Source organism: Pseudoduganella sp. jia 9 (genome assembly GCF_055502615.1).
This window is the reverse complement of sequence record NZ_JBUPWE010000015.1, coordinates 105,366-127,796: the sequence shown is the minus strand read 5'-3', so window position 1 is coordinate 127,796 and position 22,431 is coordinate 105,366. Positions and strand designations below refer to the sequence as shown.

Genomic DNA, 22,431 nt, shown 5'->3' with positions numbered 1-22,431 from the left:
CAAGGCATGACAGCAATCCAAATCAGCAATGTCCAGAAGCGCTACCAATCGTTGCAGGCGCTGGGCGGCGTGTCGCTCTCGATCGAGGAAGGCGAATTCTTCGGCCTGCTCGGGCCGAACGGTGCCGGCAAGACCACGCTGATCTCCATCATCGCGGGCCTGATCCGCGCCGACGGCGGTTCCGTGTCGATCCATGGCCACGACGTGGTGACCGATTTCCGCGCGGCGCGCAGGAAGCTCGGCGTGGTGCCGCAGGAACTGGTGTTCGACCCGTTCTTCACGGTGCGCGAAACGCTGCGGCTGCAGTCCGGCTATTTCGGCCTGCCAAACAACGACAAGTGGATCGACGAGGTGATGGAAAACCTCGACCTGACCGGCAAGGCCGACACCAATATGCGCGCGCTGTCCGGCGGCATGAAGCGGCGCGTGCTGGTGGCGCAGGCGCTGGTGCACAAGCCGCCCGTCATCGTGCTCGATGAACCGACCGCCGGCGTGGACGTGGAGTTGCGCCAGACGCTGTGGAAGTTCATTTCGCGCCTGAACCGCGAAGGCCACACCATCGTGCTGACCACCCACTACCTGGAAGAAGCCCAGGCGATGTGCAAGCGCGTGGCGATGATGAAGCTGGGCAAGGTGGTGGCGCTGGACACGATGTCGTCGCTGATCCGCCGCATCTCCGGCTCGCAGCTGATCGTGCACCTGAAGCAGGGCGACCTGCCGCAGGACCTGCAACACCTGGTGCTGCATGCCGAGACCGGCTCACAACTGTCCGCCTCCGGCCGCCAGTACAGCCTGAAGGTCAACGAATACATGGAAGTGGAAACCATCCTCGCAAGGCTGCGCGAAAGCGGCGCCGTCATCGACGAGATGCAGCTGCAGCAGGCCGACCTGGAAGACATCTTCCTGGAAATCACCGGCGGAGGGGCCGCGCAATGATGTCGACCGGCTTCCGCACCCTGGTGTACAAGGAAACGCTGCGCTTCTACAAGGTGGCCACGCAGACGATCGCCGCGCCGATCCTGACCGCCATGCTGTACCTGCTGATCTTCGGCCACGTGCTCGAAGGCCGCGTGCAGGTGTACGAGGGCGTGTCCTATACGTCGTTCCTGGTTCCCGGCCTGGTGATGATGAGCGTATTGCAGAACTCGTTCGCCAATTCCTCGTCGTCGCTGATCCAGTCGAAGATCACCGGCAACCTGGTGTTCGTGCTGCTCACGCCGCTGTCGCACTGGGAGATCTTCTCGGCCTACACGATCGCCGCGATGGTGCGCGGCCTCGTCGTCGGCCTGGGCGTATTCGTGGCCACCGCCTGGTTCGCCCATATGTCGTTCGCCTGGCCGCTGTGGATCGCCGTGTTCGCGCTGCTGGGCGCCGCCATCCTCGGCACGATGGGCCTGATCGCCGGCATCTGGGCCGAGAAATTCGACCAGCTGGCCGCGTTCCAGAACTTCCTGATCATGCCGCTGACGTTCCTGTCCGGCGTGTTCTATTCGATCCACTCGCTGCCGCCGTTCTGGCTGACCGTATCGCACCTGAATCCGTTCTTCTACATGATCGACGGCTTCCGCTACGGCTTCTTCGGCCAGTCCGACATCAATCCCTGGACCAGCCTTGCCATCGTTTCCGCCTTCCTGGTGATACTGGCGCTGCTGGCCATCCGCCTGCTCAAGAGCGGCTACAGGCTCAGACACTGAGCAGACATCAAGAACATTGAAGAGGTACCCAACATGACCACGACCCCTGAAGCAATCCACGGCTACATCGCCGCCGGCCTCGACTGCACCCACCTGGAAGTGGAGGGCGACGGCCAGCACTTCACCGCCGTCATCGTCTCGAACGCGTTCGCCGGCAAGCGCCCGATCCAGCGCCACCAGATCGTCTACGCGGCGCTGGGCGACCGCATGCGCGAGGAAATCCACGCGCTGTCGATGAAGACGCTGACCCCGGAAGAATTCGCGGCCAAGGCATAACAAGAAAAAACAAGAAAAACGCACACCAAGGAAAAATCGATGGACAAACTGCTCATCACCGGCGGCAAGCGCCTGGTCGGGGACATCCAGATCTCCGGCGCCAAGAACGCGGCGCTGCCGATCCTGTGCGCGGGCCTGCTGACCGCCGGCGACCTGCAACTGTCGAACGTGCCGAACCTGCACGACGTGTCGACGATGCTGAAGCTGCTGCGCCAGACCGGCCTGGCGGTCGAGCAGGATGGCGACAAGGTCACGCTGAACGGCGCGGCCATCAACAAGCTGGAAGCGCCGTACGAGATGGTGAAGACGATGCGTGCGTCGATCCTGGTGCTCGGCCCGCTGCTGGCGCGCTTCGGCGAAGCCAAGGTATCGCTGCCGGGCGGCTGCGCGATCGGTTCGCGCCCCGTTGACCAGCACATCAAGGGCCTGCGCGCGCTGGGCGCGGACATCTCGATCGACGCCGGCTACATCTACGCGAAGGCGAAAAAACTGCAAGGCACCCGCGTCGTGACCGACATGATCACGGTGACCGGCACGGAAAACCTGCTGATGGCGGCCACGCTGGCCGAAGGCGAGACGATCCTGGAAAACGCCGCGTGCGAGCCGGAAGTGACCGACCTGGCCAACCTGCTGGTGGCGATGGGCGCGAAGATCGACGGCATCGGCACCAACCGCCTGGCGATCCAGGGCGTGCCGGCGCTGAACGGCGCGGCGCATGCGGTGATCTCCGACCGTATCGAAGCGGCCACTTTCCTGTGCGCCGTGGCGGCTGCCGGCGGCGACATCACGATCCGCAATACCCGCACCGACATCCTCGACGCGGCGCTGGAAAAGCTGCGTGAAATGGGTGTGCGCCTGACCGTGGGCGATACCTGGATTCGCGCGCAGATGGATGGCCGCCCGACACCGGCCTCGTTCCGCACCACCGAATACCCGGGCTTCCCGACCGACATGCAGGCGCAGTTCATGGCCGTCAACACCATCGCCAGCGGCCATAGCAGCGTGACGGAAACGATCTTCGAAAACCGCTTCATGCACGTGCAGGAAATGCACCGCCTGGGCGCGCAGATCCGCATCGACGGCAATACCGCGTGGATCGACGGCGTACCGCAACTGATCGGCGCGCCGGTGATGGCAACCGACCTGCGCGCCTCGGCGTCGCTGGTCATTGCCGGCCTGGCCGCCAAGGGCGAAACCCTGGTCGACCGCATCTATCACCTCGATCGCGGCTACGACCGCATGGAAGTGAAGCTCTCCGCCGTCGGCGCCAACATCACCCGCATCAAGTAAATTCGCCAGATAACCATGAGCACACTCCCTGCCCAGGCCACCGACCGCTCGCAACTGATCCTCGCCCTGTCGAAGGGCCGGATCTTCGAGGACACGCTGCCGCTGCTGGCGGCGGCCGGCATCACCGTCACGGAAAACCCGGAAACCTCGCGCAAGCTGATCCTGCCGACCAACGACCCGCACGTGCGCGTGCTGATCGTGCGCGCCACCGACGTGCCGACCTATGTGCAGCATGGCGCCGCCGATTTCGGCGTGGCAGGCAAGGACGTGCTGTTCGAGCATGGCGGCGAAGGCCTGTACCAGCCGATCGACCTGAACATCGCGCGCTGCCGCATGTCGGTTGCCGTGAAGGCGGGCTTCGACTACGAGACCGCGGTGCGCCAGGGCGCGCGCCTGCGCGTGGCCACCAAGTTCACCGAGATGGCGCGCCAGCACTTCGCCAAGAAGGGCGTGCACGTCGACCTGATCAAGCTGTATGGCTCGATGGAACTGGCACCGCTGGTGGGGCTGTCCGACGCGATCGTCGATCTGGTCAGCACCGGCAGCACGCTGCGCGCCAACAACCTGGTGGAAGTGGAAGAGATCTGCGATATCTCTTCCCGCCTGGTGGTCAACCAGGCCGCGCTGAAACTGAAGCGCGCCCGCCTGCAGCCGATTCTCGAAGCCTTTGAAAAAGCCTCGCAAGGCAAGTAAGCCGGTAAAACCAGTCAGCAAGTAAAACCAGTAAAACCGTAAAGCCAGCCATCATGATCCAGATCCGCAAGCTCGACTCCTCCGCCATCGACTTCCAGGAAACGCTCGACGCGCTGCTCGCGTTCGAAGCGGAAACCGACTTCGCCATCGAACAGGCAGTCACCGAGATCATCGCGCAGGTGCGCGCGCGCGGCGACGAAGCGGTGGTCGAGTACACCAACAGGTTCGACCGCATCCCGAACGGTGGCGCGGCCGACCTGCAGGCGTTCGAGATCGGCCAGGCCGAACTGGATGCCGCGCTGGCGGCACTGCCGGACGCGCAGCGCGCGGCATTGCAGACCGCGGCAGAGCGCATCCGCGTGTTCCATGAACGCCAGAAGCAGGAGCTGCAAGGGTTTACCTATACCGAAGCCGATGGCACGATCCTCGGCCAGCGCATCACGGCACTGGACCGCGTCGGCATCTACGTACCCGGCGGCAAAGCCGCGTATCCGTCGTCGGTGCTGATGAACGCGATTCCGGCAAAGGTGGCCGGCGTCGGCGAGATCGTGATGGTGGTGCCCACGCCGGACGGCGTGAAGAACCAGATGGTGCTGGCCGCCGCGGCAATCGCCGGTGTCGACCGCGTGATCGGCATCGGCGGTGCGCAGGCCGTGGCCGCGCTGGCCTATGGTACCGAGTCGATCCAGCCGGTCGACAAGATCGTCGGCCCCGGCAATGCCTACGTGGCCGCCGCCAAGCGCCGCGTGTTCGGCGCGGTGGGCATCGACATGATCGCCGGTCCTTCCGAAATCCTGGTGGTGTGCGACGGCACCACGGACCCGGACTGGGTGGCGATGGACCTGTTCTCGCAGGCCGAGCACGACGAGCTGGCGCAGGCGATCCTGCTGTGCCCGGACGCCGGCTACATCGCGCAAGTCGAGGCTTCGATTCAGAAACTGCTGCCGACGATGCCGCGCCAGGAAACCATCCGCACGTCGCTGACCGACCGCGGCGCGCTGGTGAAGGTGCGCGACATGGAAGAAGCATGCGAGATCGCCAACGCCATCGCCGCCGAGCACCTGGAGATTTCCGCCGAGGAGCCGCAGCAGTGGGCCGACAAGATCCGCCACGCCGGCGCGATGTTCCTGGGCCGCTTTTCGTCCGAATCGCTGGGCGACTATTGCTGCGGCCCGAACCACGTGTTGCCCACGGCGCGCACGGCGCGCTTCTCGTCGCCGCTGGGCGTGTACGATTTCCAGAAGCGTTCGTCGGTGATCCAGGTCAGCGAGGCCGGCGCCCAGACACTGGGCAAGATCGCCGCCGAGCTGGCGTACGGCGAAGGCCTGCAGGCGCACGCGCGCAGCGCGGAGCTGCGGCTGAAATCATGAGCGCCTGGCTCGATCAGGTGTTCTGCGAGGATGCCCTGGTTGGCTTGCAACGCATCCCGGATGGCTCGATCGACCTGATCCTGACGGACCCGCCGTACAACCTGGGCAAGGATTACGGCAATACCTCCGACCAGCAGACGGTGGACGATTTCCTGGCATGGACCGAGCAATGGGTCGATGCCGCGCTGCCGAAGCTGAAGGAAAACGGCAGCCTGTACGTGTTCACGACATGGCGCTCGGCGCCGGAGATCTTCGTGATGCTGAAACGGCGGATGACGATGATCAACGAGATCATCTGGGACCGCCGGGTGCCGTCGATGGGCGGCACCGTGCGCAGTTTTACGTCGGTGCACGACACGATCGGCTTTTTCGTGCGCCGCAAGGATTATTATTTCGACCTCGACGCCGTACGCATCCCGTACGACGCCGAAACCAAGAAGGCCCGCTCGCGCTCGATCTTCGTCGGCGCGAAGTGGCTGGAACAGGGCTACAACCCGAAAGACCTGTGGAGCGTATCGCGCTTGCACAGGCTGCATGCGGAGCGGGTCGATCACCCCACGCAAAAGCCGCTCGAGATCATCGAACGGATGGTGAAGGCATCGTGTCCGCCCGGCGGCGTGGTGCTCGACCTGTTCATGGGCAGCGGCACCACGGCCGTCGCGGCGCGCAACACGGGCCGCCACTTCACCGGCTTTGAACTGAATCCCGACTATTGCAGGATCCTGGCCGAGCGCCTGGCAGAGCCACCGCCCGCCGAGCCGCACGGGCTTGAACCCAGGGCCCGTGCGAAGCGCCTGGTACCGCCGGCCGTCGAGCAGCAGGGGTCTGACCCCAAGGCTCGCGCCAGGGGCCGGGTCCGTGCCGCCGATCCGGGGTCCGACCCCGGTTTTTCGGCGGCGCCACCCAAGGCCGCGCCGAAAAAGCCCAGGACCGGCAAGGCAGCAAACCGGGCCGCCGTCCCCGTCGACAGCGCCGAATAACGCATTGGAGTAATTGAAAGCATGTCCCTCGACAGCCTGATCGCCAACACCATCCGCCCCGACGTGCGCAGCGACAAGAGCTACCACGTGCCGGATGCCAGCGGCTTTGTAAAGCTGGACGCGATGGAAAACCCGTACCAGCTGCCGGAGGAGCTGCGCCGCGAGCTGGCCGACCGGCTGGCCGAGGTGGCGCTGAACCGCTACCCGGCGGCCGCCTACGGGCCGCTGAAGGAGCGCATTCGCGCGAAGCTGGGTATCCCGGCCGGTTATGACGTCCTGCTGGGCAACGGTTCCGACGAGCTGATCGCCATCATGGCCGCCACCTGCGCCTGGCAGGAGCGGCGCGCCGTGATGCTGGCGCCGGTGCCGGCCTTCGTGATGTTCCAGCGCTCGGCCCAGGTGGCCGGCATGGATTTCGTCGGCGTCCCCCTGAAGGCGGACCTGGGGCTCGATCTTCCGGCCATGCTGACGGCGATCGCGCAGCACCGGCCCGCGCTGATCTTCCTGGCATACCCGAACAACCCGACCGGCAACCTGTTCGACACGGCCGATATCGAAGCGATCCTGCGCGCGCAGGGCGAGCATGGCCTGGTGGTCGTCGACGAAGCCTATGAACCGTTCGCGCAGCAGAGTTTCATGCCGCGCCTGCCGGAGTTCGCCAACCTGATCGTGATGCGCACCCTGTCCAAGCTGGGGCTGGCCGGCATCCGGCTGGGCTACATGAGTGCCGCGCCGGCGCTGCTGGAGCAGTTCGAGAAAGTGCGCCCGCCCTACAACATCAATGTGATGACGCAGGCGGCGGCCGAGTTCGCGCTCGACCATGTCGAGGTCCTGAACGAGCAGGCCCGCCTGCTGCGCGAACAGCGCGCGGAACTTGCCGCCGCGCTGGCGGCGTTGCCGGGTGTGCAGGTATTCCCGTCGGCGGCCAATTTCATCACGATCCGTGTGCCGGATGCCGACAGCGTCCATGCCAAACTGGTAAGTCGTAAAATCCTGATTAAAAATTTGAGTAAAATGCACAGTGTGCTGGCGAACTGCCTTCGCGTTACCGTCAGCACGCCGGACGAGAACGCCGCTTTCCTCGACGCCCTGAAAGACTCGCTGAGCTGAAACCGAGTTCGCGCCCCATCCTAACCCTGAGTTTCCCATGAATTTGCCCGCAGCCCGCATCGCAGAAGTCATCCGCAACACCAACGAGACGCAGATCCGCGTCGCCCTGAACCTGGACGGTACCGGCGTGCAGAAGCTCGATACCGGCGTGCCATTCCTGGACCACATGCTGGACCAGATCGCGCGCCACGGCCTGATCGACCTGGACGTCAAGGCCACCGGCGACACGCACATCGACAACCACCACACCGTCGAGGACGTGGGCATCACGCTGGGCATGGCGGTGGCCAAGGCCATCGGCGACCGCAAGGGCATCCGCCGCTACGGCCATGCCTACGTGCCGCTGGACGAGGCGCTGTCGCGCGTCGTCATCGATTTCTCCGGACGCCCGGGCATCGAATACCATATTCCGTTCACCCGCGCGATGATCGGCACGTTCGACGTCGACCTGACGCTGGAATTCTTCCGCGGCTTCGTCAACCACGCCGGCATCACGCTGCACATCGATAACCTGCGCGGCACCAACGCCCACCACCAGTGCGAGACGGTCTTCAAGGCGTTCGGTCGCGCGCTGCGCATGGCCGCCGAGTTCGACGAGCGTGCCGCGGGCACTATTCCCTCCACCAAAGGAAGCCTCTAAACCCGCCGCTTTTTCATACTTGGCTTTCACACCATGAAAAAAATCGTTGTAGTTGACTACGGCATGGGTAACGTGCGCTCCGTTGCGCAGGCCCTGCGTGCCGTCGCGCCGGAGGCCGACGTGTCCATTTCCGGCGTACCGGCCGATATCGACGCGGCCGAGCGCATCGTCCTGCCCGGCCAGGGCTCGATGCTCGACTGTATGACCCACCTGCGCGAATCGGGCGTGCACGATGCGCTCATGCGCGCCGCGCAGACCAAGCCGCTGATGGGCGTGTGCGTCGGCGAGCAGATGCTGCTCGAGCGCAGCGAGGAGCGCAATGCCGAAGGCCTGGGCCTGTTCCCGGGCTCGGTGGTGCGCTTCCAGCTCGACGGGCAGTTGCAGGAAGACGGCTCGCGCTTCAAGGTGCCGCAGATCGGCTGGAACAAGGTGAAGCAGACCGCGCCGCATGCGATGTGGGCCGGCATCCCCGACGATGCGTATTTCTACTTTGTGCACAGCTATTACGCGCAGCCGGAGAATCCCGCGCACAGCGTGGGCGAAACCGTGTACGGCTCGCCGTTCTGCTGCGTGATTGCGCGCGACAACATTTTCGCCACCCAGTTCCATCCGGAGAAGAGCGCGGCCACCGGGCTGCATCTGTACAAGAACTTCGTCCACTGGAATCCCTGAGCACTCCGACGTATCCATTCATCCACTTACTCGACCTTTAAACAACCATGCTGCTCATCCCCGCCATCGACCTCAAGGACGGTCACTGCGTTCGCCTGAAACAAGGCGACATGGAACAGTCCACCGTGTTTTCCGACGACCCCGCCGCGATGGCCCGCCACTGGCTGGAGCAGGGCGCGCGCCGCCTGCACCTGGTCGACCTGAACGGTGCGTTCGCCGGCAAGCCGAAGAACGAAGGCGCCGTGAAGTCGATTTTGAAGACGGTGCAGGAGTTCGCGCTGGAGAACGATATCGACGAGATCCCCGTGCAGCTGGGCGGCGGCATCCGCGACCTGGACACGATCGAGCGCTACCTCGATGACGGCATCAGCTACATCATCATCGGCACCGCCGCCGTGAAGAGCCCCGGCTTCCTGCACGATGCGTGCGGCGCCTTCCCCGGCCACATCATCGTCGGCCTGGACGCCAAGGACGGCAAGGTTGCCACCGACGGCTGGAGCAAGATGTCCGGCCACGAGGTGATCGACCTGGCGCAGAAGTTCGAGCAGTACGGCGTGGAATCGATCGTCTACACCGACATCGGCCGCGACGGCATGATGGGCGGCGTGAACATCGAGGCCACCGTGCGCCTGGCGCAGGCGGTGCGCATCCCGATCATCGCCTCCGGCGGCCTGCACAACCTGGCCGACGTGGAAGCGCTGTGCGCGGTGCAGGACGAAGGCATCGAAGGCGTCATCTGCGGCCGTTCGATCTACGAAGGCACGATCAACCTGAACGAGGCGCAACTGCGCGCCGACGAACTCAGTGGCGACACCCTCGACGAATTCGCGGAAGAGCCGTCCAACGCGGGCGAAAAATAATATGCTGGCCAAACGCATCATCCCCTGCCTGGACGTGACCGACGGCCGCGTCGTCAAGGGCGTCAATTTCACCGAGTTGCGCGACGCCGGCGACCCCGTCGAGATCGCGCGCCGTTATGACGAGCAGGGCGCCGACGAGCTGACGTTTCTCGACATCACCGCCTCGTCCGACAATCGCGGGCTGATCCTCGACATCATCGAACGGGTCGCCGCGCAGGTCTTCATTCCGCTGACGGTCGGCGGCGGCGTGCGCAAGGTCGAAGACGTGCAGCGCCTGCTGAACGCGGGCGCCGACAAGATCAGCCTGAATACCTCGGCCGTCAGCAATCCCCAGCTGGTGTTCGACGCCGCCCAGAAGCACGGTTCGCAGTGCATCGTGGTGGCGATCGACGCCAAGCAGGTGGCACCCGGCAAGTGGGAAGTCTTCACGCACGGCGGCCGCAACGCCACCGGGCTGGATGCTGTCGAATGGGCGCAGAAGATGGCGTCGCTGGGCGCCGGCGAACTGCTGCTGACCAGCATGGATCGCGACGGCACCAAGAGCGGCTTCGACCTGGCGCTGACGCGCGCCGTGTCCGATGCCGTGGGCATTCCCGTGATCGCCTCCGGCGGCGTGGGCGGCCTGCAGGACCTGGCCGACGGCGTGACGAAAGGCCATGCCGATGCGGTACTGGCCGCCAGCATCTTCCACTATGGCCAGCACACGGTACAGGAAGCCAAGCGTTTCATGGCGCAGCAGGGCATTCCGATGCGCGAGGCCTGAGAGAACACGATGAGCATTCCAACGACGACGCCTAGCGTAGCCAAGGCAAAATGGCTGAACCGCGTGCACTGGGACGAACATGGCCTGGTGCCCGTGATCGTGCAGGAGAGCGGCAGCAACGACGTGCTGATGTTCGCCTGGATGAACCGGGACGCGCTGTACAAGACGGTGGAATTGCGCGAAGCCGTGTACTGGAGCCGTTCGCGCAAGAAGCTGTGGCACAAGGGCGAGGAATCCGGTCACGTGCAGAAGGTGCTCGACATCCGCCTCGACTGCGACGAGGACGTGGTGCTGCTGAAGGTGGAGCAGGCCGGCGGCATCGCCTGCCACACGGGGCGGCATTCGTGTTTCTTCCAGCAGTTCGACGGCGATGCCAAGGATGGCGACTGGAACAGCGTGGAACCGGTGCTGAAGGATCCTGGCACCATTTATACGGAAAAAAAGAAATGAGCACGGTAACGGATAATGTCGGCAACGACGAGGCTGGAATCCTGGGCCGCGTGGCCGCCACGATCGAGTCGCGCAAGGGCGCCGATCCGTCCACGTCGTATGTCGCCAAGCTGTTCTCGAAAGGCGACGACGCGATCCTGAAAAAGATCGGCGAGGAAGCCACCGAGACCGTGATGGCGGCCAAGGATGCGCGCGTGTCGGGCGATGGCGCCAAGGTGCTGTACGAAGTGGCCGATCTGTGGTTCCATTCGCTGGTGCTGCTGGCGCAGTTCGACCTGTCGCCGCAGCAGGTGCTCGATGAGCTGGCGCGCCGCGAAGGCATCTCCGGCATTGCCGAAAAAGCCGCCCGTCAAGACAGCTAACTGGAAGGATAACCGTGGATAACTGCCTGTTCTGCAAGATCGCCGCCAAACAAGTTCCTGCTTCCATCGTTTACGAAGACGACGAACTGCTGGCCTTCAAGGACATCAACCCGGCCGCGCCGGTGCATTTGCTGGTGATCCCCAAGAAACATATCTCCACGCTGACCGAAGCGCAGCCGGAAGATACGCTGTTGCTGGGCAAGATGCTGGCGCTGGCGCCGAAGCTGGCCGAGGAGCACGGCGTTGCGGTGGCCTACGCCGAAGACGGCAGCCCCACGCGCGGCTACAAGACCCTGATCAACAGCGGCCCGGATGGCGGGCAGGTGATCTATCACCTGCACATGCATATCTATGGCGGCCCGCGGCCGTGGCGCGGCATGCACTGAGCCGCCGCGCGGCCGGTATCGGACAGCGCCAAACAAGCAGCCGGAAGACTTATTTCCGGTCGTTATCGTGACAGGAACATGACAAGGTAAGAGTCGCGTATACTGTCCATTCAACCGAATTCGGGCGTTGTCGCCCTGCAAGGAGAATAGTATGGGTTCCATGAGCATCTGGCATTGGGTGATCGTGCTGGTCGTTGTCATGCTGGTTTTCGGCACCAAAAAACTGGGCAATATCGGCTCGGACCTGGGCAAGGCCGTCAAGGGCTTCAAGGATGGCGTGAAGACCGACGACAAGGAAGCGGCCGACCAGCCTGCACCGCCGCCCGCGCACGTGACCGACAAGGGCACGATCGAGGTCGACGCCAAGGAAAAGACCAAGCACTGATCGCAAGCTGATACATGATCGATCTCGGTCTTTCCAAACTGGCCATCATCGGCGTCGTGGCGCTGATCGTCATCGGTCCCGAAAAATTGCCGAAAGTGGCACGCATGGCCGGCACGCTGTACGGCCGCGCGCAGCGTTATCTTCACGATGTGAAGAGCGAGGTCAGCCGCGAAATCGAACTGGACGAGCTGCGCAACCTGCAAAAGAACGTGCAGGAGCAGGCGCAGAACATCAAGGCCGATGTCGAGAATTCGATCCAGAAGAACATGTCCGAAGTGGAGAGCGCCTTCGATATCGAAGGCGGTATCCTTTCCGACGACTCGTCCGGCGCCTCCACCAGCTATACGTCGGACTTTCATTCGGCCTCCGCGGAAGACCAGTCGCGCAAGGCCAAGGAATTCCGCCGCAAGCGGCTGGTGCGCACCTCGGCCGTGCCGCTGTGGTACAAGCAGCGCAACGGCGGCCGCATGCACGTGGTGTCCGGCGCGGCGCGCGTGGCGCGCTTCCGCCCGCGCAACGGTAAACCTCCCGCCTCCTTTTACTGATGAGCACTGAACAACCGGCCGAAGAAACCTTCATCAGCCACCTGGTAGAACTGCGCGACAGGCTGCTGAAGGCTTCCATCGGCGTCCTGATCGTCACCGCCCTGCTGATGGCGTGGCCGGGCCCCACCGTCCTGTACGATTTTCTCGCCCAGCCGATGATCGATGCGCTGCCCACCGGCGCAAAGATCATCGCCACCGGCGTGACCGCACCGTTCCTGGTGCCGATGAAGGTCACGCTGATGCTGGGCATCATCCTGGCGCTGCCATGGGTGCTGTACCAGGCTTGGGCCTTCGTGGCGCCCGGCCTGTATACGCATGAAAAGCGCCTGGTGGCGCCGCTGGTGATTTCCTCGTCGCTGCTGTTCATGGCCGGCGTGGCGTTCTGCTACTTCTTCGTGTTCGGCCGGGTCTTCCACTTCATCGCCACGTTCGCTCCATCGTCGATCGCGGTCACGCCGGACATCGAGAATTACCTCGATTTCGTCATGTCGATGTGCCTGGCGTTCGGTGCCGCATTCGAAGTGCCGATCGTGGTCGTGATCCTGGTGCGCATGGGCATCGTGTCGCTGGCCAAGCTGAGGGAATGGCGGCCATACGTGATCGTCGGCGCATTCGTCATTGCCGCCATCGTCACGCCGCCGGACGTGGTCAGCCAGTTCGCGCTGGCCATCCCGATGTGGATGCTGTTCGAACTGGGACTGCTGGTGTCGCCGATGTTCGTCAGGATGACGCAGGCGCCCGAGGAAAAACCGGAGAGCTGAACGAAAAAAAAGGAGCCCGCCGGCTCCTTTTTTATTGCCTCAAAAATGGGGACGTACCCCATTTTCCGAGCAACTATTTCACTGCATCAATTCGCGGATCACTTTTACCGGTGCGCTGCCGTAGCCGAGGAACTGCTCGTTGAAGGCCTTCTGCGAGAACTTGTCGCCCAAGGCGGCGCGGCGCTGCTCGCGCAGTTCCATGATTTCGCTGTAGCCGCTGAAGTACGACGTCAGCTGTACCGACGTCAGCGTGGCGCGGCGCCATTTTTCGGCGGCTTCCTGCTGCGTCTGGAATGCCTGCCGGGTCAGCAGGTCGAGTGCCTGGTCCTGCGGCATGTCCAGCACGTGCACGCTGTAGTCGAGGATCGTGTTGGTCACGCTGCGCAGGTTCCACTTCGAATACATCAGCCACATTTCCGGCGAATTGTCGTAGCCCGATTCCAGCATCATCCGTTCGCTGAACACGGCCCAGCCTTCGACCATCGCGCCGTTGCCGAAGATCGACTTCACCAGCGACGGCGACTTGTTCGCGTACACCAGTTGCGCATAGTGGCCGGGGATCGCTTCGTGCATGTTCAGGATCTGCAGGATCCAGTGGTTGTATTCGCGCAGGCTGCTTTCGGCCTGCTCCGGCGTGGCGCCCGTCAGCGGCGTCACGTTGTAGTAGGTGCGGTCCTGCGGGCGGTAGGGGCCGGGCGCCTCGATGCTGGCGCCGGCCACGCCGCGCTGGTAGGCGGGCGTTTCGCGCACCACCAGCGGCTTGTTCTCATCGAGCGTCAGCAGGTCGTTCTTCGTCACCCATTCCTGCAGCTTCGGAATCTGCGCCTTGATCTCTTCGACGAAGCGCTCGGGTGCCACGTGGTTGGCCGAGAGCTTGTCGATCATCATGCCGATCTTGGCGTAGCGGTCGGCCGGTTTCTGCACGTCGGCCAGGTATTTCGGCCACAGTTCGTCGCTGATGCGGTCCATGTTCGCCAGCAGTTCGTCGCGCGCCACCAGCGCCTTGCGATAGGTCTGCTCGCCGGTGCTGGCCGACTGGATGTCGAACGCGAATTTCTGCTCGTACAGCTCGCGGCCGATGCGGAACGGGCGGGCGCCGGATACCGCCAGCAGCTTGTCCGTTTCGCCCAGCCAGGCGGCATAGGCCTCGACGGCGGTCTTCGCCGCGGCGATGCGCTGCGCGAACAGGCCTTTCTCGTTGGCGGCCAGCGGAGAATTCTGCGCCTCCCTGCCCAGCTCGTCGAGCAGTGCGATCACGCCCGGCGCCTGGGCGATCGCCAGTTGCGTGTGTTCGCGCGTGGGCGTGGTGATGTTGTTGCGTGCGGCTTCGTAATACGCCGGCACGTTGGCGATGCGCCGCAGCAGCGTGCGCAGGCGCTGCGCCCGCGCCGCGTATTCGGTGTGCAGGATGTAGTCGATCGGGCCGGCGATGTTGTACATGGCCGGGTTCCATTCGAATTCGCGGAACGTGGTCAGGTACCAGCGGTCCGAGTTCAGCTTGTTGACCAGCAGCGCCATGTCGGTGCGCTGGCGCGGCGACAGCTGGCGCGCATCGATCTTGCCGAAACGGCCCAGCCACTCGTCGATGAAGGCCAGTTGCAGCTGGCGCGTGGCCAGGTCGGGCACCGTCAGCGTGGCGGCAGTATCGTACTTGCCCACCGTGATCGCCGTTTCCGGATCCATCCGCCATAGCGCCGTCAGGAACTGGTTGGACTGCGAATTGAAGATGCGGTCGGCGCGGCTTTCGGATGCCAGCGCTGCCGCGCCTGCCGTGGTGGCAGCGGCGGCGGCAACGGCCTTCTTCGCCTTGGACTTGGATTTCGAGGATTTCTTGGCGGAGACGGACTTGCTGGTCTTGGCCTTCGACGGCTTCTTGGCCGCCTCGGCAGGCGCGAACGCCAGCGCGGCCATGATGGCGGCCAGCGCGAGTTTTGTCTTGATCATCGTGTAACTTTCTCTTACCGGGGTCGTGCAGGGGGCGAGATTATCATTAATCAGCTCGCCTGGACCCGGCATGTTACACGACGGTACAAACGCTCACGCCAGCCGGTCGTCGCGCAGCACCTGCTGGTGGCGTTCGTTGATGATGGCCACCGCCTCGCGGCCGCGCGCCATCTGGGACAGCACGATGTGGTTGGCATCCGTGAACCGGTGGGCCACGCGGAGCTTCCACGAACGCAGCAGCCAGCTGCCGAACGACTGCACGTAGGACGCCTCGTCCAGGTCGCGCCACTTGATGCCCCGCACGCCGCGCTGCCAGGGCAGGACGCCCGAATACAGCCAGACGCCCGTATCGTCGTAATACAGCTGTACGCTGCGGATCAGCAGCACGCGGTAGCCGATCAGCAGCGTGGACGCGGCCAGCACGCCGGCGGCGGCCAGCTGCGAATGGTTGAAGGCGAGCCGCAGCACGAACACCATGATCACCGCCAGCAGCAAGGGGTTGATGTAGGCGGTCCAGGCCTTGCGGCACAGCGGGATGCCGTGCGTGGCGGCGTAAAGGTCTTTTTCCTTGTGTCGTTCCATGCCCGGATGATTGCATGGAACGGCCGTTCCGGGAAAGGGGCAGTCAGTGGACGGTCAGACGGGGCCTTGCCGGCTGTCCAGCCGCTCGGCATGGTCGCGGCCGGCGAAACGGTCCAGGATGCCGGCGGCGCGCGTGCCATCCCGGTCGTTGTCCACTTCCACCTGCAGCAGGCAATTGCTGCGCTGGACCGGCGTGCGCATTTCGCCGGCGGCGGACTGCCGGTTCGGGTTGTCGAACGACGGCGTGGGTTTTTCGGTCAGATCGACCACGAAGTTGCCCTCGACGGGGCCAGCTTCATCTTCGTGGATGTTCATGGAGATGGCGGAAGCGGCGATGCCGGAGGCGATCAGCGCCTCGCGCGCCTGCTCCGCCACTTCCATGCTGTCGAATACGCGTAGCAGTGTGTCGGCCATGATGTGCTCCTGGTGTATTAGGTGATTGCAATCATCATAGCGAAGGCTGGCGGGCGGCAGCGTCCCGTTAGCCTCAGGAAAATTTTAACGACGCAGACCTTCCTCCAGCATTGCCAGCATGTCCTCGGCCTTCATGCGCGCCGCCATTTCGCTGCCGTCCAGCAGGCTGTCGGCCAGCTCGCGCTTGTGCGCGTGCAGGTCGACGATGCCTTCCTCGATCGTGTGGCGCGCCACCAGCCGGTAGATCGTCACGGGGCGCAGCTGGCCCATCCGGTGCGCGCGGTCGGACGCCTGGTCTTCCACGGCCGGGTTCCACCACGGATCCATGTGGATCACGTAGTCGGCAGCCGTCAGATTGATGCCCACGCCGCCCGCCTTCAGGCTGATCAGGAACACGTCGCCGTCGCCGGCCTGGAACGCATCCACGCGCGCCTTGCGGGCCGCCGGCAGCGTGGAACCGTCCAGGTACTGGTAGGCGATGCCGTTGCGGTCGAGATGCGCGCGGATCAGCGCCAGGTGGTCGACGAACTGGCTGAACACCAGCACCTTGTGGCGGTTTTCCAGCAGGCCGGCCAGCAGCTCGGCGAACGCGGCCAGCTTGCTGCTGTCGAGTTTCAGTTCCGGCGCCACCAGGTTCGGATTGCAGCAGGCACGCCGCAGTTTCATGATCTCGGCCAGGATCTGGATCGACTTCCTGTCCGCCGGCGCATCGATGGAAGCCAGCTTGTCCAGCGCCTCGCGGCGCAGCGATTCGTACAGCGCCGTTTCTTCCGCCGACAGATCCACTTCCAGCACGATCTCGGTGCGCGCCGGCAGTTCCGCCAGTACCTGCGCCTTGGTCCGGCGCAGGATGAACGGCCCGATCAGCCGGCGCAGCCGGTTGCGCGCGCCCACTTCGGCCTTGCGGTCCTGCTGGCGTTCGATCGGCCCGGCAAAGCGCAGGTTGAACTGGTCCAGCGATCCCAGCAGCCCGGGGTTGATGAAGCGGAACAGGTTCCACAGTTCGCCCAGGTGGTTTTCCAGCGGCGTGCCGGTGCAGGCCATGCGGAAGTCGCCCGACAGCGCCATCACGGCCTGCGAGCGCTTGGTGGCCGCGTTCTTGATCGCCTGCGCTTCATCGAGCACGATGGTGTGCCAGCGCGGTTTGGTGAAGCGCTCCGATTCCAGCTGCAGCAGGCCGTAGCTGACGATCACCAGGTCGAACGGACCGGCGCTGTCGATCATTTCCGCCCGGTCGCCGCTGCCGAACATCTTCACGTTCAGCGTCGGCGCGAAGCGCGCCGCTTCGCTGGCCCAGTTCAGGCATACGGAAGTGGGCGCCACCACCAGCGCCGGCCCGTACGGCGCGCGCAGCAGCGCCAGTGCCAGCGCCTGCACCGTCTTGCCGAGGCCCATGTCGTCCGCCAGGCAGGCGCCCACGCCCCAGTGGGCCAGCCGGGCCAGCCACTCGAAGCCTTCGCGCTGGTAGTCGCGCAGCTCGGCCTGCAGGGTGGACGGCACCTGCGGCTGGTACTCGGCCTGGGCGGCGATGCGGGCGATATGCTCGCGCCACAGCCTGTCCGCTTCCAGGCCGCCTACTTCGCCGGCCAGTTCCTCCAGCACGAAGGCAGCCAGCTGGTGGACCTTGGCCCCCGCATCGTCGTCCTCGCCATAGGCATCGAGTTCCGACAGGCGCCGGTACAGCTCTTCCGACAGGGCCAGGAACTGCCGGTCCTTCAGTTCGATGAAGCGGCTCCTGCCGGCGCGGATCAGCTCCAGCAGCGAGCGCAGGTCCACCACGCGTTCTTCGTCCACCTGCAACTGGCCGCTGACGGCGAACCAGTCCTTCCTGCTCTTGATCGACAGCTTCAGCTGCTTGGTATGCAGGGTTGGCGAGACCCTGAACTTTTCTCCCTCGGGCCAGCCGACCACCACGCGCTCCGGCCCCAGTTCCTGCAGTTCGGTCAACAGTTGCAGGCACAGCGCCGGCTGGCCGATCAGCCATTCGCCGTGTTCCTGCTCTGCCCCTTCCAGTGCCGTGCAGCGGAGCACCAGCTGGCGCTCCGCATCGCGCTCGCCGGCCAGGTCGCGGCGCACCTGCACCGGCTTGCCGCCGACGTCCGTGATGACGGTTTCGGCACCCGCGCCGGGCGCATAGTAGGGGCCCGCATCCGGCAGCGGCCGCACCTGCACCTGCATGCGCAAGCCTTGCTGGTAGGGCAGCAGGTGCACGTGCAGGCGGATATCCGGATCGACCGCGCCGGCACCGGCACTGCCGCCGCCGATGTCCGACTGCACGGTCACGCTGGTGGCCACCGTGCCGATCGCCTTCAATACCTGGTCTTTCGCATGCAGCGGCACCGTCAGGCCATCGCCGACGATGGCGGCGATGCGGCGGTGCTCGTCGTTGACGGCGATCACGCGGATGCGGTTCGGCGCTTCGCGCAGCGCGACGACCCGGTCGGTGCCGGACAGGCTCGGGTGCAGCGTCAGGCGCAGCTTGCCCTTGGTTTCCTGCACCAGCAGTTCCGGCTCGCCGCCGCCGATCTCGACGCGGGTTTCCGGCGCGTCCATCCAGAACACCAGAGGGTGGCCGACCAGCGCCGGCAGGGCCTCGAGCGGATCGATGTCATAGCGCAGGCCCGACGAATAGGCCTGCCGCGACGGCGCGATGTGCGTGCTCAGGCGTACGTCCTGCGGCGTCAGGAAATCGAGCTCCGCCGCATCCTCGGCCAGCCGCTTCAGCGCGATCGGGCGGCCGTTGCTCCACTGGCCCTTGGCGCTGCGCTTCTGTTCGCGCGGTTCGAGTTCGCCGATGCCGGAGCGGTCGCTCCAGGTGATCATCCACACCAGGCGCGTCTCGCTGGCGGCCGGCGACGCCAGCTGGTGCAGGTTGATCAGCGCGTCGAGCTGGCGCTGCCAGCCTTCCTGCCGCTCGAACCAGGTGGCCATGTCGGGCAAGCCCAGTGCCGACAGCATGTTGCTGGCGCGGGCTTCGGCCGCTTCGTCGCCCAGGTGCCCCAGCAGGCTTTCCGCCTGCGCGGCAATGAGGATGTAGCCGGCGGCACCGGCGTTCTGCGCCAGGTCCTGCAATTCGGCGCGGCGCTGTTCCAGCTGCGGCAGTCCCAGCCACCAGTACACCAGCGCCTGGAACAATTGCGCCTGCAGCGGCGTGTCCCAGGCGCGGGACAGCACCACGTCGGCCTGCAGCGTGCCGGCGCGCACCTGGCGCAGCATCGACAGCATGCTGTATGTATTGCTGTCGGGATTCTGCTGCGCATGCACGGCCACCTCGAGGTAGCTCTCGGCCGTCTTCAGTGCTTTCGCATCGCCGGCGCGCAGCAGCGCCAGCACGTACAGGTAGCCGCCGAAGCCCGCGAACACCTGCTTGCGCTTGCCCGTTTCGCGGCGCACCGATTTCAGCGCGCCTTCGAAACCGGCGACGGCATCGGCCACGTGGCCGCGCAGCAGCATCAGCGTACTGGCATAAAACAGCGCCAGCGGGCTTTGCACGGCTTCCAGGTATGCGACCGCCTGCGGCAGATTGCCGGACAGGATCGCGTCCTCGCCCAGCGCCAGCCGCAACGCGCCCGACACATCGTCGCCGGCCTTGCTGCGGCGCTCGAAGTGACGCTCGGCGGCGCCGCGCACCGGCGGCGCCAGCAAGGGCTCGCGTTGCGCATGCTGGAGCAGCAGCATCAGGATGTCGTCCTGCATCGACGGGTGCACCAGCAGCAGCATGCCGGCCTCGAACGGCCGCGCGAAAATGTCGACGATCGGGTGCAGCTGCGCCGCTTCGTACGAGCGCAGGCAGGCGGCCAGCAGCGGCGCCACGTCCTGCGGCGGCTGGCCACGCAGCAGCGCCATGCGCAGGCGCGCCACGCCGTGCCGGTAGCTGCGCGGTTCCGGCGTGCCGTCCCAGCTGCGGCGCATCGGGGTCACCGCTTCATAGGCCTGGCAGATGTCGCCGAGCATGTGGGCACCGATGGCGGCACGGATCGCCGGCCAGCGCAGCTTCGCATTGCAGACATAGCCACGGCCGACGACGAGGCTGATGAAGGCCAGGCGCTCCAGGTGCGACAGCATCTCGTCGCTGGCGGTCTGCTTGATGGAACGGCCGTCGTCGTCATGCAGGCCCATCTTGGCGATGTGCTCGTGCACCGCCGATTTTCCCATCGGCTCGCCCACCAGCGCCAGCAGCGCCAGCACGGTTTTTTCGTTGGGATGCAGCGCGCCGAATTGGTCCTGCAATGACTGGTCCTGCAATGCCCGGTCGCTCATGCCGCGCCGTCCAGGTTATGGATCTCCACCGGCGCCGATGCGGTGGCATCGTGCAATCCGAACATGCGCCGATAGAAATACAGCTCGGCTTCCAGCGTGCGCACGATGGTCTCGGCCTTGCGGAAGCCATGTCCTTCGCCTTCCAGCTCGACGTAGGCGACCGGCACGCCGCGCTCGCGCAAGGCCTGCACCATCGCCGCCGACTGCTGCGGCGGCACCACCATGTCGTCCAGGCCCTGGAAGAAGATCATCGGGCAGGCCAGCTTGTCGGCGTGATGGCTGGGCGAGCGTTCCAGGTACACCTGGCGCGCCTGCGGCTGCGGTGCGATCAGGTATTCGTTGTAGTGCGATTCGAACTTGTGCGAATCGTCGTCCAGCCCCTGCAGGTCGGATACGCCGTAGTAGCTGGCGCCCAGCTTGAACACTTCGTGGAAGGCCAGCGCGCACAGGGTGGTGTAGCCGCCGGCGCTGCTGCCGCGGATGATCAGCCGGTCGCCGTCGGCGCGGCCCTGTTCGACCAGCCAGCGCGCGCCGGCCACGCAATCCTCCACATCGACCACGCCCCATTGCCCCTTCAGCAAGTCGCGGTAGGCGCGGCCGAAGCCCGTGCTGCCGCCGTAGTTCACGTCCAGCACGCCGAAGCCGCGGCTGGTCCAGAACTGCGTGGCCAGTTTCAGCGTGCTGGCCGCCATGCCGGTGGGGCCGCCGTGGCCGATCACGATCACCGGCGGCTTTTCACCGGCCGGCGCGGCGCAGTCGCGATTGCGCGGCGGGTAGAAAAAGGCATAGGCGATACGGCCCTGCGCGCTCGGGTAGCGGATGCTTTCCGGAACCGACAGGTAGCCGATGTCCGGCAGCGTATCGATCGAACGGGCCAGTACCTGCAGTTCGTCGGAACTCACGTCGATACGCGCGATCTCGGCCGGAATGGTCGGGCTGCCGCCCAGCACCACGATGAAGCCGTCGCCGGTGCGCAGTTCGCGGATTTCCTGGTACGGGTTGGCGACCGGTTCGAGCCGGCCGCTGCCGATCGCCAGGCGCGCCAGCCTGCTGACGCCTTCCTCGATATAGGTGCAGGCGATCTCGCCGGCGGAGAGGAAGCCGTACATGGAGTTGCCAAACGTCCATTGCGGACCGGCGAATTCCGCTGCCAGGGGGCAGATGGCTTCGACCTGTTCGCCATGGCGGTACAGGTTCCACCAGCCGCTGCGGTCGGAAACGAAGTACAGCCGTCCATCCGGCGACCATTCGGGCTGGCAGACCGCTTCTTCCGGGCCGCCGGCCACCAGGATGGGTGCGGCCAGCGTGCCGTCGGCCGCCACCTCGGCCAGCCACAGCTCGGTACCCTGCCACGGCATGCGCGGATGGTCCCACGTCAGCCAGGCCAGCCGGCCGCCATCCGGCGACAGCCGCGGCGACGAATAAAAGTCATGGCCCTGCGCCAGCACCGTTTCACTGCCGTCGAAGCCCACCGCGCACAGCGTGTTTTCCGGCTGCGCATGGGAGGCCGGGTCGGTTGGATGCTGTTCGCGCACGGCGACCAGCCGGCCGCGCGCGCGGTCGACGATGAAATCGGCGAAGCGCTGGCGGCCCTCGGCGGTGAAGGGCGCCGCATCCGCGCCGCCGTCTTTCCGGTACAGCCGGTTGTCGCCGGCATGGGAAAAGAACACGGTGTCGCCATCCGCGGCATAGGCGCCGCCGCCATATTCGTGCACGCGGCTGCGCACGTTCAGCGGCAGGGGCGTCAGCTCGTCCGTGCGTTCTCCGCGAAGCCGCAGCAGCGTGTTGCGGCCCCCTTCGCTGGCGCGGCCGGCCAGCCACAGGATATCGCTGCCCTGGACTGCAATGGAGGACAGCGGGGTGGCGCCGGCGGCCACCATGGCGGCGCCGATCGGCGACGGCCAGGTACCGAAGGAAGCGGTTTGCAAGGAGGTGTGAGCGGTCATTTTCGGGACGGGTGAAAAGAACGGGGGGATGCGATAATACCTTCTTTC

General features: G+C 65.2%; 22 protein-coding genes and 1 pseudogene. 18 read left to right on the top strand and 5 right to left on the bottom strand.

Features of this window, described 5'->3' with window-relative positions; translation table 11 throughout:
* Window positions 1-6 precede the first annotated feature (6 nt).
* The 18 genes and pseudogenes from ACY34H_RS20940 (at window position 7) to tatC (ending at window position 13,237) form a co-directional block, all read left to right on the top strand.
* Window positions 7-936, top strand: a complete 930-nt coding sequence (locus ACY34H_RS20940) for an ABC transporter ATP-binding protein (RefSeq protein WP_464979391.1) — start codon at window positions 7-9, stop codon at window positions 934-936.
* The gene (locus ACY34H_RS20935) at window positions 933-1,694 is read left to right on the top strand and encodes an ABC transporter permease (protein ID WP_464979390.1); all 762 of its coding nucleotides are present in this window, start codon (window positions 933-935) and stop codon (window positions 1,692-1,694) included. Before ACY34H_RS20940 ends, ACY34H_RS20935 begins: the two co-directional genes overlap by 4 nt.
* Before the next feature lie 33 nt (window positions 1,695-1,727).
* A complete protein-coding gene (locus tag ACY34H_RS20930; RefSeq protein ID WP_464979389.1) occupies window positions 1,728-1,970 on the top strand; it encodes a BolA family protein in 243 nt (80 codons plus the stop codon).
* A gap of 39 nt (window positions 1,971-2,009) precedes the next feature.
* Window positions 2,010-3,260 (top strand): UDP-N-acetylglucosamine 1-carboxyvinyltransferase, encoded by a 1,251-nt coding sequence (gene murA / locus ACY34H_RS20925; protein ID WP_464979388.1) that lies wholly within the window; start codon window positions 2,010-2,012, stop codon window positions 3,258-3,260.
* A 15-nt stretch (window positions 3,261-3,275) separates the two neighbouring features.
* Complete coding sequence (gene hisG / locus ACY34H_RS20920) at window positions 3,276-3,953, top strand: ATP phosphoribosyltransferase (RefSeq protein WP_464979387.1); 678 nt, start codon at window positions 3,276-3,278, stop codon at window positions 3,951-3,953.
* A 50-nt stretch (window positions 3,954-4,003) separates the two neighbouring features.
* Entirely contained in the window at window positions 4,004-5,323 is a 1,320-nt protein-coding gene (hisD, locus tag ACY34H_RS20915) for a histidinol dehydrogenase (protein WP_464979483.1), read from the top strand.
* Window positions 5,320-6,069 (top strand): annotated as a pseudogene (locus ACY34H_RS20910) (DNA-methyltransferase); the annotation flags it as partial. The gene hisD and the pseudogene ACY34H_RS20910, both read left to right, overlap by 4 nt.
* 255 nt (window positions 6,070-6,324) lie before the next feature.
* Window positions 6,325-7,413 carry a histidinol-phosphate transaminase gene (hisC, locus tag ACY34H_RS20905; RefSeq protein ID WP_464979386.1) on the top strand — a complete coding sequence of 363 codons (1,089 nt, stop codon included), beginning with the start codon at window positions 6,325-6,327 and terminating at the stop codon, window positions 7,411-7,413.
* A gap of 37 nt (window positions 7,414-7,450) precedes the next feature.
* Window positions 7,451-8,053, top strand: coding sequence for an imidazoleglycerol-phosphate dehydratase HisB (hisB, locus tag ACY34H_RS20900; protein ID WP_137315246.1), 603 nt, complete (start codon window positions 7,451-7,453; stop codon window positions 8,051-8,053).
* A gap of 33 nt (window positions 8,054-8,086) precedes the next feature.
* A complete protein-coding gene (gene hisH, locus ACY34H_RS20895) occupies window positions 8,087-8,725 on the top strand; it encodes an imidazole glycerol phosphate synthase subunit HisH (RefSeq protein WP_464979385.1) in 639 nt (212 codons plus the stop codon).
* 47 nt (window positions 8,726-8,772) lie between these two features.
* Entirely contained in the window at window positions 8,773-9,585 is an 813-nt protein-coding gene (gene hisA / locus ACY34H_RS20890; RefSeq protein ID WP_464979384.1) for a 1-(5-phosphoribosyl)-5-[(5-phosphoribosylamino)methylideneamino]imidazole-4-carboxamide isomerase, read from the top strand.
* A 1-nt stretch (window position 9,586) separates the two neighbouring features.
* Window positions 9,587-10,348, top strand: a complete 762-nt coding sequence (gene hisF, locus ACY34H_RS20885; protein WP_464979383.1) for an imidazole glycerol phosphate synthase subunit HisF — start codon at window positions 9,587-9,589, stop codon at window positions 10,346-10,348.
* Window positions 10,349-10,357: 9 nt separating this feature from the next.
* Complete coding sequence (gene hisI / locus ACY34H_RS20880) at window positions 10,358-10,798, top strand: phosphoribosyl-AMP cyclohydrolase (RefSeq protein ID WP_464979382.1); 441 nt, start codon at window positions 10,358-10,360, stop codon at window positions 10,796-10,798.
* Window positions 10,795-11,160, top strand: coding sequence for a phosphoribosyl-ATP diphosphatase (locus ACY34H_RS20875; RefSeq protein ID WP_464979381.1), 366 nt, complete (start codon window positions 10,795-10,797; stop codon window positions 11,158-11,160). The genes hisI and ACY34H_RS20875 overlap by 4 nt, the downstream gene beginning before the upstream one ends.
* Window positions 11,161-11,174: 14 nt before the next feature.
* A complete protein-coding gene (locus ACY34H_RS20870) occupies window positions 11,175-11,546 on the top strand; it encodes a histidine triad nucleotide-binding protein (RefSeq protein WP_464979380.1) in 372 nt (123 codons plus the stop codon).
* Window positions 11,547-11,697: 151 nt separating this feature from the next.
* Window positions 11,698-11,931, top strand: a complete 234-nt coding sequence (gene tatA, locus ACY34H_RS20865; protein ID WP_464979379.1) for a Sec-independent protein translocase subunit TatA — start codon at window positions 11,698-11,700, stop codon at window positions 11,929-11,931.
* 14 nt (window positions 11,932-11,945) lie between these two features.
* Entirely contained in the window at window positions 11,946-12,476 is a 531-nt protein-coding gene (gene tatB, locus ACY34H_RS20860) for a Sec-independent protein translocase protein TatB (RefSeq protein WP_464979378.1), read from the top strand.
* The gene (gene tatC / locus ACY34H_RS20855; RefSeq protein WP_464979377.1) at window positions 12,476-13,237 is read left to right on the top strand and encodes a twin-arginine translocase subunit TatC; all 762 of its coding nucleotides are present in this window, start codon (window positions 12,476-12,478) and stop codon (window positions 13,235-13,237) included. Before tatB ends, tatC begins: the two co-directional genes overlap by 1 nt.
* A gap of 78 nt (window positions 13,238-13,315) precedes the next feature.
* On the opposite strand, the gene ACY34H_RS20850 is transcribed toward tatC, so the two are convergent.
* From ACY34H_RS20850 to ACY34H_RS20830, 5 genes are all read right to left on the bottom strand, one after another.
* Window positions 13,316-15,181 (bottom strand): DUF885 domain-containing protein, encoded by a 1,866-nt coding sequence (locus ACY34H_RS20850; protein ID WP_464979376.1) that lies wholly within the window; start codon window positions 15,179-15,181, stop codon window positions 13,316-13,318.
* A 93-nt stretch (window positions 15,182-15,274) separates the two neighbouring features.
* Window positions 15,275-15,763, bottom strand: a complete 489-nt coding sequence (locus ACY34H_RS20845; RefSeq protein WP_464979375.1) for a hypothetical protein — start codon at window positions 15,761-15,763, stop codon at window positions 15,275-15,277.
* 54 nt (window positions 15,764-15,817) lie between these two features.
* Window positions 15,818-16,177, bottom strand: coding sequence for a hypothetical protein (locus ACY34H_RS20840; RefSeq protein ID WP_464979374.1), 360 nt, complete (start codon window positions 16,175-16,177; stop codon window positions 15,818-15,820).
* 84 nt (window positions 16,178-16,261) lie between these two features.
* Window positions 16,262-20,437 (bottom strand): DEAD/DEAH box helicase, encoded by a 4,176-nt coding sequence (locus tag ACY34H_RS20835; protein ID WP_464979373.1) that lies wholly within the window; start codon window positions 20,435-20,437, stop codon window positions 16,262-16,264.
* Window positions 20,434-22,383, bottom strand: a complete 1,950-nt coding sequence (locus tag ACY34H_RS20830; RefSeq protein WP_464979372.1) for a S9 family peptidase — start codon at window positions 22,381-22,383, stop codon at window positions 20,434-20,436. Before ACY34H_RS20830 ends, ACY34H_RS20835 begins: the two co-directional genes overlap by 4 nt.
* Window positions 22,384-22,431: the final 48 nt, after the last annotated feature.